Genomic DNA, 15,383 nt, shown 5'->3' with positions numbered 1-15,383 from the left:
TAAGTACCTGATCAAAAATTTTCGTGTAGAATCCATGCTAGGATCTCTAACACGGATGGAACCATGGCTAGGCGCTTCGTTGCCCCTCTCACTGAATCTGAGCAGCAGACGCTGACCTCCGCCTATCACCACGGTGAGAAGCGCGCCTCACGTCGGCGTGCGCATGCCATCCTGCTGAGTGATCAAGGCCATACCATCGACCAGATCAGTGAGATACTGCAGGTCCGCCGCGATGCCGTATCTCGATGGCTCAAACAGTGGGAGACGTCGGGCCTCGACGGGCTCATCGATAAGCCACGCAGTGGACGCACGCCGATCCTGGATGAGTGCGATCACCAGCGGCTGCAGGAGCTGGTCGCCGAGCAACCTCATCAGATTCGATCTTTGCAGGCACGTCTGCAAGAAGAGACCGGCAAGACGGTCAGCACGGTGACCCTTCGCCGGGCATTGAAAAAAAAATGACTTCAGCTTCAAGCGCATTCGGCACTCCCTCAAGGCGCGGCGTGACGAGACGGATTTCCGCAACACTCAGGGCCTGCTGAAAGCGCTCCAGGAGCGTGAAGACCAAGGGGAACATGAGCTCTACTACTTTGATGAATCGGGCTTCTCACAATCGTCATCGGTCCCATATGCATGGAGCCCCATCGGCAAGCCCTGCGAGGTGACCGCTTACTCTCATAGCCGAAGGCTGAACGTACTGGGGTTCCTCAGCCGTGCCGGGAAGCTGATCTACCACACCGCCACCAAAGCGGTGACCACCGAGACGGTCATCGAAGCGTTTGACCAGTTTGTGGCCCAGAAAGACCCCGATACCTTCGCCGTCGTGGTGCTCGACAATGCCAGCATGCATCGTTCCAAAGCCTTCAGACGGAAGATAGTGGAGTGGATGTCGCATCGTGTACACCTGGTCTACCTATCGGCTTACTCGCCGGAGCTGAATCTGATTGAGATTCTGTGGCGGCAGATGAAGTACGCATGGTTGCCGTTGAGTGCCTATCTCTCGTTTGATCGGCTCTGCAACGAGGTCGATCGCCTACTCGGTGGCTACGGATCTGAGTACGCGATTAATTTTGAAAAGCCACTTACCTCGTTGGTTTCAGATCGGCTGACGAGATCAGAAATCGACTCGCTAAGGCAAAAAAAGAAACAGTTGAACGATTACGGTCTAAAGGCATTCAGAGAGAGGATGCAGGAGAAAGGAATGCTGAGTGATTGAAAAAGTGGTCCTCGTTTCAGCCAGACAAGTTATCAATAGCATATATTCGTCTGTTCGTCTCTCTAATCCACACCTGCCTGAGATATCCTCTCGCGGCTTTGACCCCAACGCTCACTGCCCTGGCTCTTTAACAACGCAGCTTGGGGTGGTTTGAAGCCTACTCCTGAAAGTCGACTTCGAAGGCCCACCTTCATCTTTCATGCAGCTTCTACACCGAAGAACTTGCCAAGATAGACAGTTCTTCCGTGTGCCTGCGACACACTTTCTACAGCCCCAACGCCCGCAGCATGCGCGGCTTTGAAATGAAGGCGAAGCCGCAATGGAAAAGACGTCGCTGTGCCTGCGATTGTTAAGCTCTACCATGCACCCACGAGATTCCTGCCGGTTAGGGATACCATATTTTGGTTGCCCGAAGCATCTGCAATGCCAATTTCTTGAATCATCTTCTTCGGAGCCTTTTTGAACCAAGCTGAGCAAATTTCAGCCAGATCCCCGTAGGCCATACTCTGGGTTAGTATGCTCATATGCTTTGCAGTGGATGCTGGACTTGCTTCCACATAAAAACCCCCAGGTGTAGCCAACTCCAGTGGCGAGGATGCCATAGCTGAAAGCGGCTTCTGAAACATCTTGGGAGGAATGGAAGAGCGGGTGTTAGGTAGCCGTGAAAACGCTGGCGCCATAAAGTCTAGAATCCACCCATCAGCCTCCACCCAACAATGAAAGGCATCGTTTCCCCCAGTCAGTCCCCTCTCGGTCTCTTCGCCGAACACTACAACATCATTATTCCCGACGTGATAAGCCGCCAGTCCGGCTTTCGGCTGCGCGTTCAATTTGAAATGCTGAGACAAAATGTAAGAGCCATACGCACTGAAAAAAATGCAGCATACAGCGGGATCAGCTCCTTCATTCTTCACAATGGAGTTGACCACCTTATAAATGCGCTCGTAGTCCTTCAATTTTATGAGCACTCCAATGGTTCCTCTTCTGCTTAACGCCCGCATTTGCGGCTGGTTTGGAGCGCAGCGGAAAACCAGTCCGACAACATGCGCTTGTTAAATTTCGCGTGCTCGAAACTGAGCGTTCCACTGCCTTGCCTTAGCACTCGTTTCTTTAAAGTTTATCTCTGGATATTTTTGATTAATAAAACTTGTGAAGTCATAGAAGATAGTGAGAAACTCTTGGTACAGTACTACCAACTGCTTATAAAGATTATTTTCCTCCTGGTTCCTAAAGCAATCCATTGGCATGGGGAATATCAAGAGGTTTGTATTTCCGTGGTAATCATAAATAAAACGACCTGTACATATTATCTCATACCACTTATCAAGCCAAGAGTGGAGCTTTAGACTCAACACCTCATCGTGGATGTAAAAAGAAGGATTTGCCCTTATTGAATTGAAGGTATCAGACTCGCAAAGAAAATCAGAGTCTACTGATTTTGGAGCCATATCTATCGCATAAGGAATACTCTCCACATCAATATACTCTAAGAGCCCCCTCAGACTCTCGATATCTCGCTGCCTTAAATCTAAGACAACGGGCTGAGTATGCTCTGATGCTGGAAACATCTGAGGGTAATGGCGCCTAACAGCATTTACGTCTTTTGTTAGATCTTGAATAATATCCATCCAGAAAAGTATACCAACGGAGAACTTTCCTTCCTGAGCCCTGGCCATCGACAAGATGCGGACATATTGCTGTAGCTTTACATCTGAAGGAGATGTCGTAGCAATATATAAGGTGGATATAGCTGGCTGAAAATTCTCTGCGTTAAAAATCTCTTCATTTATTAGCGATTCATTTATTGAGTTCGTAGTTAATTTGCATTGAATCCCCACTAAACGTGCAAGGTCATCTCTTCCGTATAAATCTACGCCATTTTGCTTTTGTCCCTGTCGCCCATGCATTGTCAGGTCACTTGTTCGCCACCTCAATTCCAAGGCGCTTTTTACAATACTCTCAAACTCTTCCCAGCCGTTTGGTGCAGGAATCATCATATTTCCTAAAGTAGGCAACTTTTTACTCCTTTTGTTCGTAGTGCTGAAATCTGCTCAGAAATTTAACGCCCGCAACAGCGGAATATTTGGAGTGCATTGCTTTGCGGTAGCGTAGCGTTAAACCGCAAAACAAGGAATGGAAAATATTTCCGCTGGTTGCGATTGTTAGGTTTATTTATTCGCGCCAGTTACGGCTGTTAGATAGGCATTATGCTGATACTTATTCAATTCGTCTGGCGCAACGATATTATTCTTTTTTTGATAAGCGGAGACTGCCTGCGGAGAAACTAATTTTACATCTTTAGCATCAGAATCCTGTATCATTGCTTCCATTATAAATGTGTCAGCGCCTCCAGAAAACTCTCCTTTTTTACTACGCTTTTTTATACAAACTGTTTCCACATTATTGTCGGCAATAAAATTGTTAATTTGCTCTTTAAACTCTTTAATACTTTCTCTGCTTTCACTGTCCTTCAATGCTATTTTTTTCGTATCTATAGGCTTAACCACGAAACCACCATCATCTTTTTTTTCAACGATGGTAAAAATGGCTTCGTGCCCTTTTAACTCAACACCACATACAGTTGTCATATTTTTCCTATTTTCCTATAAATTTACTTCGCTAATTCATTTTTGATTTTTTCAATGTGATTTGCCGCCACATTGAGAACACCTTCAGCACATTTTGAGCAAATATTTATTCTGCCAGGATCATCATAAGCAAAGTGCTTTTCCCCAGGATGGATGGTATGCAATGAACTTGCATGGCATTTCCTTTCTGCTTTTGCCTCTTCGACCCTAAAGTCTCGTACGATATTTCTAATTGCTGCCATATATTTCTCCTTTCGGTGGCTTTTAAGCTATGAGATACCTAACAGCTATATTATATAGCAAGCTCGTTTGTCCACTTGAACGCGCCTACACGTTCAAGTCAATAAATGCGCGTACTTTACCCTTGCAACGCGCTGTTTTTCATGAATATTAAGCATACCTCGGCAGCCTATCCCCAATAAACGTACGTGCAGCTTTTGCCATGACGCCCGCCCTAGATCACAGCGCTGCCTCACAGGGCGCAGCACGGCGGAAACGTGGAACGCGTTAGCCAATTCCCGCAAACTCATTCCCACCTCTTTGACAGCAATCTATTACTATGCCGAGCCTGAGTAGATGCCCATCAGCACAGTGACGACACGAATGGCAACCACCACGTCTCTGTCTCTATAGGTTCTATCGGCAAGGTAGAAAGCAACTTTAGTCCCCCAACCCAAAATGTTTGGCGAACCAGCGACAGTAACCTCCCCCTCCCCCTGCACCTTGCCGGTAACGGCAAGGTGCAGGGTCAGGGCGTCAGTATGGCGGGGTAACGCCTCAACGCCGCCGCAGCAACCAAAACTCCCGGTAGTTGACGTCATCGTCACACAGCCCCCCGGTCTCGATCACCTCGAAACCGGCGCTGGCGATGGCCTGGGCGTTCTGGGCGAAGCCGACTTCCGTCTTGTCGGTTTCCCGAATGCCCTGGCTCTCGAGCAGTACCAGGCCATCCGGCCTGCAGAACTGGTAGAGCTTTTCGCCAAACTGTTCCAGCGGCATGCCGATCCAGCGGTGCACCGCGCAGGCGATCACCAGGTCGAACGGTTCTTGGCACTCGAACTGTTCGAATGGCTTGCTGGTGAGGTGCACATGGCGGATACCCATATGCTCCGCCACCGCATTGCCGACGTCGATGCACGCCTGGCTGATGTCGAACCCCTCGCCGTAGCCAAGCCGGTCCGCCAGCCCGAGCAACAGGAAGCCATGATTGCAGCCGATATCCAGGACGCGAGCTTTCGGCGGAAGGTACTTGGCCAGCGGATAAATCCCCAGGCGGTAGTCAACCGGTCGCGTGCCGGGCAGCTTCAGGCGCTCCAAGCCCTGGTACGGTAGCCCGAAGTCACCGAAGCTGTGCTGCAGGCTCTCTCCCTTGTAGCCCGCCCATATCTCGCTGATACGCCGATGCAGCGGTGCCAACTCAGCAAAGTCGCCCTCCGGGCATTGCGGCATCAGCCGCTTGAGATCCTTGTATGCCTGCACCGTCTCACGCGAATAGGGACGCGTGGAACAGGCCAGCCACAGCTGCTGGCAAGCGTTTTGCGTATCACCCCCACGTTCATGCGTGGCGGCCTGGGCACGCAGCAGGCGGGCCCGCTTTGGCCCCTGTTCGCCCCCCAGCCAGGCAAGCGCCTCGGCATGGCTCGCCAACGCCCGGTCGGTCTCCCCTGCTCTGGCCAGCAGGCTGGCTTCGCAGGCCTTGAGTTCCGGGTCGTCAGGCTGCACCGCCAGCAGCACCTGGCAACGCGCTAGCGCCGCATCGTGCGCTTCGGCGGGCTGGCCTTCATGGGCCAGGTAGCTTTCCAGCAGCAAACGCTTGATATCGGTCGTTTCGCCATCGCCGGCATGGGGCTGAAGAGTGGCTTCCGCCTCCCACCATAGCCCGGCGCGCAGCTGCGCCCTCGCCAACGCGGCCACCAGCGACAAATCGTGGGGATATCGCTTGTGCAGCGTGGTCAAGCTCTCCAGGGCTTTTCCATCATGCCCCACCAGGGAAGCGCTTTCGGCATACAGGCGACTGATTTCCAGCTCCTCGGGCAACGCCTGATGCAAGCGGCTGGCGATCCCGAGCGCTCGGTGAACACTATGCCTCGCCAGTGCCTGCCGCACCTGAGATAGCGCTGCTGCCACGGGGCTTTGGTTCTTGACGGCAGCGCTTTCCGACGCCGACGAAGCCTCCCCACCCAGATAACCCCGCGCCGTCAGGTACTCCTCGGCACGCTGCGGCTCGACAGCGGCCAGCAAGGCGTGGCTCAGATCATGAATGCCGTATAGTGCGTCCAGCAGGAAGGCCAGCTTGATGCGCTGCTTGTCACTCAACGATGCCATACGCGCATGGCTGGGCAGCAGCAACGCATCGACAAACTCCAGTTCACTGGCCTGGCGACGGGTCAAGTCGTCACGCTTGGGAAGGTGGCCGTAATAGCCGGGCTCGTGCAGCCGATAGAAGCGGAAGCCGTTACGCGCCGCCCAATGCATCAGCTCGGCCAGGTTGGGCTGGCGCTGATGGGTGGGCTGGAAGGCAACACGCACCTGAATGAGCAGCGCATCGGCCAGCGCCTTGCGGCCATGGTCCAGAATCGCCGCGCTGTCGCTGCAGGCATCCAGCACCAGGTAGTCCAGGCTCTCCAGCCCCTCGATGCTATCCAGCGCAATGCTGTTCACTGGTAGCCTGGCCAACACCCGGGCGCCACCGCGACGATGCTCAGGCAACTGCGCCTCCGGCAGCGGCTCCAGGGTGGCGCTCAGCGCCGGGTCGAGGCAGGCGCCGAGGGTGGCAGGCTGCCCATCCCCCAGCACCACATGGGGAAAGGTCTGGAACTCGTCCAGCTCCGCCAGCCCCGCTTGATTGGCCAGACGGCTGGCCGGATCGAAGCAAACCACGGCAAAGGCGCCGCTGCGCATCAGCGCCGGAAAGCGTGCTTGCAACACGAAGCTACCGCCGTTGTCCAGCGCCACGACACGCCCCGGCAACTGCCAGTTGAAGTCATCCTCGGGGGGCACCGTCAATGCCTGTGCCAACGCCAACGGATCGCCGGTTGTGGCTGTCATTGCCGTTGTGGTGGCAATAGCGCCAGGCCGAGCGCTGCCATTCGCGGCACTCGTCGGTTCATCGAATGCCTTCTGCACGGACTTATACCCCTGGACCAACGGATCGAGGTGTTCGATGAAATCATGGCCGATGCCGTTGAAGTCGCTACGGATCGGCATGGGAATATCCAGCGACACGATGGGGCTGATCTCGGTGATCTGCTCGGCGTTGCGGGCCAGCTGCTGTTGGTAGGCAGCGGAGCGCTCTAGCCCCAGCGCGCCAAGCAGGTTGCCGGCCACCTGCTCGGGGTTCTCGGTCAGCTCGCGGTAGTCCACCAGGAAAATCGGGTTGGGCAGCACCTTGGTCCAGTGGTCCATGGTTTTCTCGAAACAGCCGATATGGCGGCCCAGCATCTCCAGGTCGTAGGTGTAGCCATGCGCTTCCATGTGCTGGTAGTGGTGGAAGTAGCAGGTCACACCCTGGTCAAGCAGATCGCGCACGCAGAAGATAATGGGAACATGAGGCAACCACAGGCCGATTACGCCCAGCAGCCAGAGATCACTGGGGATCGTGGTGACTTGCACCTCATCCGCACCACCCAGGCGCGCCAGGTAGCCCTGGGCATCCTCGCGGCAACGCTCCGGCGTCAGCTGCTTGAGATAATCGCCCAGGTTGCCACCGTGCCCCTCGATCCGCTCCTTGACGTAGTCGCTCAGCGTGGTGCTCTCTCCCGCCAGGCTGACGCCCTCGATGCCGCTGAACAGCGATTCGACCAAGCTCTTGCCCGAGCGCGACAACCCCGACACGATCACCTGCGGTATCTCGGGCTGGCCACCCTCGCGCAAGGGCGGGTAAAGCGCGGCGGTGAAATGGCTCTGAATAAAGCGCAGCCGCGACTCCGGCGACTGAGGCGCATTAGCCGTCTGAGCCATGGCCAGCGCATTGGCCTCGCGGTAGTAGGCAAAGGCTTGCGCCTTGTCGCCGATATCCAGATAGGCCTTGCCCAGCGTAAAGCCGCAGCGCACTTTCTCTACGGGCTTGGTAGCAGGATCGTTGTAATGCGCCTTGAGCGCATCAAATGCGCTATCGCCGGGCTGGTAGCGAATCAGATGCGAAAGGTTGACATGGGTGGCAAGATGCCCCGGATTGATGGCCAGTACCTGGCGATAGCTCTCGATGGCCTCGGGAATCCGCTGCAGCGCACGATAGACGCCGCCACGCAGACTCAAGGCATCCACACGACGGGAGTCACGCGCCAGCACGCGTTCCAGCAGCGCCAGGGCCTCTTCCGGCGCCTCACCGGCCATCAAGCAGCGCGCCTGGGCGGTCAACAACGACGGATCATCCGGTGCCTTGGCCAGTGCCATCTCGAAGTAGGGCCGCGCCTCGGCAAACGCCTCCTGCTTGAGCAAGGCCCAGCCGTGGAGCTGCGCCACACCGGGGTGCTCGGGATGCTCGGCGATCAGCTCACGACTCCGGGCCAGCGCCTCCTCCACGCGCTCCTCTTTCAAGAGCTGGTTAAGGGCGGACAAGGCAGCCCCCAGCTCTCCGCCAGCGTGACGGCGAGCGCCGGGAACCGGCGCAACGGAGCGGAGCTTGCTGGAACGGGGCCTGGAAGCGCGGCGTTTCTTCGACATGGCGGCATCACCGGGAAGCGGTCAATGAAAGCCTACCAGCCTAGCGCCTCGCCACGCTTTCAAAGTCGGGATTAGCGCGGCGATACGGGGGCTATTGGGGGCTTGGGGTATACCGGAGCATTCGCAGGCGTTGGCCGGCTCACCGAGTTGATGGAGTGCGGCTATCCGCAGATCCACCCGCAGCGGGTAACCGATGGCAAGTTCAGCGTTTTTGCAAGCCATCGAAACCAACGGCGAGGCTCCGCTTCAACGAGAACAACAATAGTCCACTACGCCGGTATCTGCCGCAGAGTGATGGTTTGTCTCCAGGAGGTATGGATACCATTGCTTGCATTAAACCGCACCGTGAAGCGGCATCGGCTTGAATGAATCGTTGGGACATTGGGTATGGTTACCGAAGTTTATTGAGCTGTTTGTTTCCATGAGCAGCCTGCCCGCTTGGCTCAAGAACGTCACAGGTCAGCCCTGGGTAGGCCTGCTCAAATCGTGCTCTGAATTCCACTACAGTAGTTGTTCCCGAAGCTTTGCGTATGTACTTGTAGGCAGGAATTCCTTGCGTATTCAAGTCCATAGGATTGCCGGAGCTATCAAAAATTTCGATCTTGATGCCCTCCAGATTCTCTACTTCTTTCTTTCGAGTTGCCAACTTAGTCATATCAGCTTTTCCTTCAATATTTCGTGAAATAGATCCATACTTAAAGGTTTGAGTTAAAGCGCGCCACTAGAGTGGGGGAAGTCCAGCGTCGGCTTGAATTATTTGTTAGATTGCTCTCCCAATATTCGCTGCACGCTATTGACTATCAACTGGTATCTAACGCACTTGATAGCAGTTTTTCTCTTATCATATTCTATTGGCATGCCAAGGATCTGTAGCCTTGGCACTTGGCTGATATCAAGCGTTGCAATCAGGCCACCACTCATTCCTTGGGGCGAAAATAGATTTTTTTGGTACTCAACCCAAAAATAATATTCGCAATTTATGTTGCTGTTGTCGGAGGTGGCCACCCTAGTTTCAACCAAGCGAATTTCAGGACAAACCTCTTCGTCCGAGTTGATGAAATTTTTATTCTTTGATACTGGATAGCCTAGTAATTGGCATGCTTTCCCTTGTTTAATTGGCGGGCCGTCAATCAATGTCTCACTGAAAAATTTGCAATCTGACAAAGCATTTATCTCTTCATAAGACATTTCATAGACAGCGAAATCCGGATCCTGATGTGTAGCTGTCCAGTACCCACCTCTCAAAGGCAAATTCTGTAAGTAAAGCTGGATTGCACTTCGTTGCGCAAGAACATGGGCGGCAGTTATGAGAAAGTGTTTCCCACTGATTTCAAATAATACACATGTTCCTATATGAATACGCTTTCGGTGCTCAAACGCATAAATTGGTTTGAGAAAATAAAATATCAAGCTGGCTAGTTTCTCAAGCATAATGGATATCTTTCCGCAGCCTCAAGCTTAGATTCAGTGGCCGTCGGAAGCGGCCCACTGAATTCAGTGATTATGATTAGGCGCTATATTTTCACAACTTTAACAATATCCACTTCCTTATTCTTATAGGCTGAGTTGCTGCTTTTAAATTTTTCTTCAGCTAGTCGCATGGCAGTTAAGTCACTTTCAGCTTCAACCGTTATGTTTTGCGAATTATGCTTGTACTTTCCTACGTCGCCGTACTTGAGCGTGACACGATACTTGTTCATCATTCTCCCTACCTCTCTGGATGAAAAAGCAACAACAAAAAGAGAAATTTTGCGGTTGCCTAACAGTGGTTAGGCATATCCCGATGACTGTCCTCAGCTTCCCTATACGCAGCACAGCGGCAATGTGGATCACGTTGGCCAGGGTAAGGCCTTGAGGCGTATCAGTAGGTGCATCTTCGATTCGATGGTTTCCCGTGAGCTCATTCCCGCTCCTTTTCGGCATCGATATGTACAACGCCGGGGCTGAATAGATGATCGCAGGCACAGTAACAATATGAAGTGTACTGATGCATGATCACCAGCGCGCCTCTTATTATTTCTATCGGCTTGGCAGCGAGTATCTTTAGCCCCATTTTCGTTTTTCTCAGTGCTCTATAGCTTGCCCAGTACCGTTAGCATATGAGTACGATGTCACTTCTACTGCCTTGCCAAGAATCGTCAGCAGCGCCTCGCGGCCCTCGGGCATCCATGTCAGTGGCTTCGAAGCGCTGAATGGTGTACTGGGTGTCGTCGATCACACCTTGCAGCTCACCAAGGTGACTGCCCATTATTTCATTCGTTAACCAATTCACGAACTCGCTCAACTATAGCCGCATAGTCAGGCCCATCTCCACCAAGGCGATCAGTAAGTTGTCTATCATTCTGCTCGCCAGGCTCTAGCATTATATCAATCATCTTACCCACTGCTGTCCCCCTCTTATACAAACGTACCTGCTCATAGTGGTAAGCGGGAAGGTCTACGGGAATATGTCCGAGCCCCATGCCCGCTAGTGTGCTGCTAATCTCCTCACGAACATTTACACCTAACCTACTAGCCCCTGCAGCATTTCGAAGCTGCTCCATGGAAAGTGTTATAACGTTACCCTGCTGTTCTACTTCCGACTTTATTTCATCCCACTCCATAACCTCTCCTCCAGCATTACCCTTGATAATCATTCCTACGTGCATTTTTTATACAGTTCACCTTACTGCTATAGCCCTCTGTAGATGCCCCAACAATGCGTCCGTTATTAGCTGTGCGTCGTCAGCGCCAATGCCCACGATTATCTTTATAAAACTCCCACTTATCGCGTTCTTACATTCTATATCCCTGTCTATAAAAACGGGGCCGCGAGGCCCCGTTATATTTTCTACACTAACCTAGCCTTAACCCAGCAAAGACAGCACGTTCTGCGGGATTTGGTTGGCCTGGGCCAGAACGGAAGTGCCGGCCTGCTGCAGGATCTGCGCGCGGGTCATGTTAGCGACTTCCACCGCGTAGTCGGCATCTTCGATGCGCGAACGGGCGGCCTGCAGGTTGGTTTCGTTGGTGTTGAGGTTGGTGATGGCATCCTCGAAGCGGTTCTGCACCGCACCCAGCTCGGAACGCAGGCTATCGACCTGGTTCAGGGCAGAGTCAAGTGCCGCCAAGGGGCTTTCGGAACGTTCGCCGGCGATCTCGTTGCCCACATCCACCGTCACACTGGAAATATCACCATCGGTGTTTTTCGTAAAGGTCAGCTCTGCAGAGTAGTACACCGCGTCAGCACTGCTACCTACTTCGAAGAAGTAATTGCCGTTCTCATCAACCTGCAGATCCCCAACCACCACATCTGAAACTGCAGCTGTAGCGCCTTCAGCAAGGCTAACATTAACAACGCTAGCATAACCACTCAGACCTTGGAAGTGGCTAGCATTGGCATTGACAAGGCCGCCTACGTAACCATTGATGTTAAAGGTACCGAGACCCAGCGTTTCGGAGTTAATTTCTTGCAGGTTAACGGTGATGGTTTCGCCGTCGTTGGCGCCAACCTGAATCTGCAGCCCTTGATCGCTGGCAAGCACGCTAACGCCGTTGAAGTTGGTCTCTTCGGAGATACGGTCGATCTCGCTCAAGCGCTGGTCAATTTCGTCCTGGATGGACTGCAGGTCGGCCTGGCTGTTGGTGCCGTTGGCGGCCTGAACGCTCAGCTCACGGATACGCTGCAGGTTGTCGTTGACCTGGTTCAGCGAGCCTTCGGCGGTCTGGGCGATGGAGATACCGTCATTGGCGTTACGCTGGGCCTGGGCCAGACCGGTGATCTGGGCGGTCATGCGGTTGGCGATGGCCTGACCGGCTGCGTCGTCCTTGGCACTGTTGATGCGCAGGCCGGAGGAGAGACGCTCCATGCTGGTCTGCAGGGCATTTTGCGACTTGCTCAGATTGGACTGGCCAATCAGGGAAGTGATGTTGGTATTGATCACGGACATGTGATGTTCCTTCCTGTGTTGAGGGCTCCATTGGCGGGCCCGCTGATTCTGATGTTGCGGTCCTGACTACCGGGCCCGCCGCAACGGCGCCGTTGGCCGTTACCCTGATTAACGGCCGCTTTCGGAAGGACTTTAGGGGAATGGCGAAAAAATTTTTTGGTTCGCCCTAGCCGCGCACGCGTTCCCACGCTGCCACGGGCCCTGGGAACACGCGGAACAGGGGGTGGCATTCCGGCTCGTTCAGGCTCTGCGGTCGCGAGTTGGAGCTCCGACATCCTTGGCGCTCCGGCCATCGGAAACGCAACCACGTCCATGAGGTTCCCAACGGCAAGCGTAACCAACCCTGGCCATGATCCGGAAGCGGCACGACATGTTTGGTATCCCCGCTGAGAGCCTCACCAAGCCCGAACCGCGCAACACAACGTCCTCCTGATTGCTGCACGGCCGTACAATAGCCTGTGCAGCGTTGAAGGCGTCTTTTGAGCCGTGATTATGAAGGGGGCTCTGGAGCACTACTCCCAGGAGTTTCTGGAACTGTTGTTTCCCGCGGTCCATGAGCAGGTGGACTGGTCGCGAGGCTACAGTTTCCTCGACAAGGAGCTCCAGCAGATCACCGCCGATGCCAACAGCGGTCGACGCTATACCGACAAGCTGGTCAAGGTCTACGCTCACGACAACAGCGAGACGTGGGTGCTGATCCACGCCAAAGTCCAGGGCGAGCCCGAACACGCCTTTGCCGAGCGCATGTACACCTACCAGTACCGACTGCGTGATCGCTACGGGGTGGATGTGGTCAGCCTGGCCGTGCTCGCCGATACCAGCCCGAGCTTCCGGCCAGTGGCCTATCACTACGCCCGCTGGGGCTGCGAGCTGACCTTTACCTTTCCCACGGCCAAGCTGATCGACTGGGAGGCGCGCTGGGAGGAACTGGAAGGCAGCAGAAATGTCTTTGCCTTGGTGGTGATGGCCCAAATCCAGGCCAAACGCTTGAAGGACGGTAACGCCCGCAAGGCCTTCAAGGTCGCGCTGATCCGGCGACTGTATGAGCGCGGTTATCGACGCGAGCAGATCCTGCGGCTGTTCACCGTCATCGACTGGATGATCCAGCTACCCCAAGGGTTGGAACGCGAATTTCTACAGGCGGTCTACGCCATCGAGGAGGAAAAGCACATGCCTTACATCAATACGGCTGAGCGCCTGGGCATGGAAAAAGGCCGCCTGGAGGGCCTGGAACAGGGCCTCGAACAGGGCCTCGAACAGGGCCTCGAACAGGGCCTCGAACAGGGCCGCCTGGAAGCCAAGCGTGAAACGGCCCGTAACCTGATCGCTCGCACCGAGATGGACGACCACACCATCGCCGAGATCGCCGGCCTTGCCATGGACGACGTGGCGCAGCTACGCGCAGAGCACAGCCACTGAGGCAGCCACTGGTGGAAGCGCGGTGCTGCGGCTCGGGCCCTTTCTCATGCCGAAGCCGCCCTAGCCGCGCACACGTTCCCATGCCGCCACGGGCCCCGGGGATACGCGGAACAGGGAGTGGCATTCCGGCTCGCCCAGGCCGCGCCATTTCTCGTACCGCTCGGGATTACGCGTGGAGAGTTTCGCCAGCATATGCTGCCACTCGTAGCCCAACTGCCCCGCCGTGGCGGCAATGGGCTCGACGCTGCCGACCGGTTCGAACTTGCCGGCGTCGAAGGCGTAGCCACGGGCTGTGGCTTCCGCGTGAACGTGCGCCAGGTAGGCATCAATGGCAAGTAGCGGCAACGGGTGCTCCCTGAACCGCTCGAGCTGGGGGTGATTCTTATAACCACGGGTTTGGCCGCACAGCACGGCACGGGCGAGCAGGGCTTCGCGCCAGAGTGCGACCAGGCCTTGCGGATCGAGATATCTGGGGTGGAGCGTCCATAATCGCATCGTGATGGCAAGCCTCGTGGTTGAGTACCGGGCCCGGATGATCGGGAGAACGATAGACACTATTCTTTTACAGAGGCTATCCTTTTACTGGTAGCCAAGGCGCTTCTCAAGCCGTTCATTCGGGAACCGCAGGCCGGCATCGAGTAGAGAGCCCACCGGCCGGGAGACATCGCATGCAACCTACCTCTGGCGGGCGCGCCGACATCACCGCGAAACTCACCTTTCTGGTCAAGAAGGACGAGAAGCCCTATGTGCATACCGAAGCGCTGACGGGAGCCAGTGAACCGCACTATTTCGCCGAACAGGAAGAACGCGATGTCACGATACACGATGGCCGGCTGGCATCGGCGGCGTTTTCCCTGGACGCACAGGGGTTCGAGCGACACGAGCGGGGAACGGCGGTCGACGACCTGTACGACGATACGGCGGTCGAGACCGTCTATTACGGTGAGGTCGAGGCGTTGATCAAGGAAGCCACCGGGGCCAGCCGCGTTGTGGTCTTCGACCATACCCGGCGCAGCGATGCCGAACAGCGCAATATTCGCGGCCCCGCCAGCCGGGCGCACAACGACTACACCGAGCGCTCCGGCCGCGAACGCATCCGCGATGTGTTGGGCGAGGAGCAGGCTGCCGAGCTGGGCGATACGCCGGTGGCCCAGATCAACCTGTGGCGGCCGATACGCGGCCCCGTCAAGCGTTCGCCACTGGCGGTACTCGACGCTTCGACACTCGACCCCGACGACCTGCTGGCCACCAACCTCGTGTATCCAGACCGCGTCGGTGAAATCTATCATCTGGCCTACAACCCGCGCCAACGCTGGTATTACTTTCCGGACATGCGGCGTGACGAAGCCTTGCTGATCAAGGGCTATGATTCACGTCGCGATGGACGTATTCGCTTTACGCCGCATACCGCCTTCCGGGACCCCGGTACGCCACCGGATGCCCCGCCCAGGGAAAGTATCGAGGTCCGTACCCTGGCCTTCTTCGACTAGGCTCTGTACGAAAAGACGACGAGCGATGGCCAGACAAGGCAAAAATCGGCGACAAATCGGCAGGAAAGCCGATTTG

At 55.1% G+C, this 15,383-nt stretch carries 13 protein-coding genes and 1 pseudogene; 3 read left to right on the top strand and 11 right to left on the bottom strand.

From position 1 onward, the window contains the following. Positions 1 to 63: 63 nt before the first annotated feature. Positions 64 to 1,075 (top strand): annotated as a pseudogene (locus C1H69_RS15440) (IS630 family transposase); the annotation flags it as partial. Positions 1,076 to 1,572: 497 nt separating this feature from the next. Here the strand turns inward: C1H69_RS15440 and C1H69_RS15435 are convergent. From C1H69_RS15435 to C1H69_RS15390, 10 genes are all read right to left on the bottom strand, one after another. Further along, positions 1,573 to 2,172, bottom strand: a complete 600-nt coding sequence (locus tag C1H69_RS15435) for a DUF2026 family protein (RefSeq protein WP_205738505.1) — start codon at positions 2,170 to 2,172, stop codon at positions 1,573 to 1,575. 96 nt (positions 2,173 to 2,268) lie between these two features. Continuing rightward, entirely contained in the window at positions 2,269 to 3,231 is a 963-nt protein-coding gene (locus tag C1H69_RS15430) for a hypothetical protein (protein WP_133154989.1), read from the bottom strand. Positions 3,232 to 3,384: 153 nt separating this feature from the next. Beyond that, positions 3,385 to 3,804: a DUF3010 family protein gene (locus tag C1H69_RS15425; protein WP_102654276.1), complete on the bottom strand. Its 420-nt coding sequence runs from the start codon at positions 3,802 to 3,804 to the stop codon at positions 3,385 to 3,387. Positions 3,805 to 3,827: 23 nt separating this feature from the next. After that, positions 3,828 to 4,046 carry a hypothetical protein gene (locus C1H69_RS23305; RefSeq protein ID WP_133154988.1) on the bottom strand — a complete coding sequence of 73 codons (219 nt, stop codon included), beginning with the start codon at positions 4,044 to 4,046 and terminating at the stop codon, positions 3,828 to 3,830. Between the two features lie 535 nt (positions 4,047 to 4,581). Next, on the bottom strand, positions 4,582 to 8,469 hold the full coding sequence (locus C1H69_RS15420; protein WP_102654275.1) for a tetratricopeptide repeat protein: 3,888 nt from the start codon (positions 8,467 to 8,469) through the stop codon (positions 4,582 to 4,584). Between the two features lie 391 nt (positions 8,470 to 8,860). Continuing rightward, a complete protein-coding gene (locus C1H69_RS15415; RefSeq protein WP_102654274.1) occupies positions 8,861 to 9,124 on the bottom strand; it encodes a hypothetical protein in 264 nt (87 codons plus the stop codon). 98 nt (positions 9,125 to 9,222) lie between these two features. Then, complete coding sequence (locus C1H69_RS15410) at positions 9,223 to 9,900, bottom strand: S1 family serine peptidase (protein ID WP_102654273.1); 678 nt, start codon at positions 9,898 to 9,900, stop codon at positions 9,223 to 9,225. An 83-nt stretch (positions 9,901 to 9,983) separates the two neighbouring features. Beyond that, positions 9,984 to 10,172 carry a hypothetical protein gene (locus C1H69_RS15405; protein ID WP_133154987.1) on the bottom strand — a complete coding sequence of 63 codons (189 nt, stop codon included), beginning with the start codon at positions 10,170 to 10,172 and terminating at the stop codon, positions 9,984 to 9,986. 549 nt (positions 10,173 to 10,721) lie between these two features. Continuing rightward, the gene (locus tag C1H69_RS15400) at positions 10,722 to 11,072 is read right to left on the bottom strand and encodes a hypothetical protein (RefSeq protein WP_102654271.1); all 351 of its coding nucleotides are present in this window, start codon (positions 11,070 to 11,072) and stop codon (positions 10,722 to 10,724) included. A gap of 243 nt (positions 11,073 to 11,315) precedes the next feature. Next, positions 11,316 to 12,398 carry a FliC/FljB family flagellin gene (locus tag C1H69_RS15390; protein ID WP_102654270.1) on the bottom strand — a complete coding sequence of 361 codons (1,083 nt, stop codon included), beginning with the start codon at positions 12,396 to 12,398 and terminating at the stop codon, positions 11,316 to 11,318. Between the two features lie 492 nt (positions 12,399 to 12,890). Here C1H69_RS15390 and C1H69_RS15385 point away from each other — a divergent pair, with 492 nt between their 5' ends. Next, complete coding sequence (locus tag C1H69_RS15385; protein WP_205738504.1) at positions 12,891 to 13,817, top strand: RpnC/YadD family protein; 927 nt, start codon at positions 12,891 to 12,893, stop codon at positions 13,815 to 13,817. Positions 13,818 to 13,877: 60 nt separating this feature from the next. Here C1H69_RS15385 and C1H69_RS15380 read toward each other — a convergent pair whose 3' ends face one another. Then, positions 13,878 to 14,312, bottom strand: a complete 435-nt coding sequence (locus tag C1H69_RS15380; RefSeq protein ID WP_102654269.1) for a pyrimidine dimer DNA glycosylase/endonuclease V — start codon at positions 14,310 to 14,312, stop codon at positions 13,878 to 13,880. A 173-nt stretch (positions 14,313 to 14,485) separates the two neighbouring features. Between C1H69_RS15380 and C1H69_RS15375 the strand changes: the two genes are divergently transcribed. Further along, entirely contained in the window at positions 14,486 to 15,307 is an 822-nt protein-coding gene (locus C1H69_RS15375; RefSeq protein WP_102654268.1) for a CmcJ/NvfI family oxidoreductase, read from the top strand. Positions 15,308 to 15,383 lie beyond the last annotated feature (76 nt).

The sequence above is a fragment of the Billgrantia endophytica genome, from assembly GCF_002879615.1.
GTDB lineage: Bacteria > Pseudomonadota > Gammaproteobacteria > Pseudomonadales > Halomonadaceae > Halomonas > Halomonas endophytica.
The sequence above is the reverse complement of the archived record's forward strand: the minus strand, read 5'-3'. Positions and strand labels throughout refer to the sequence as shown.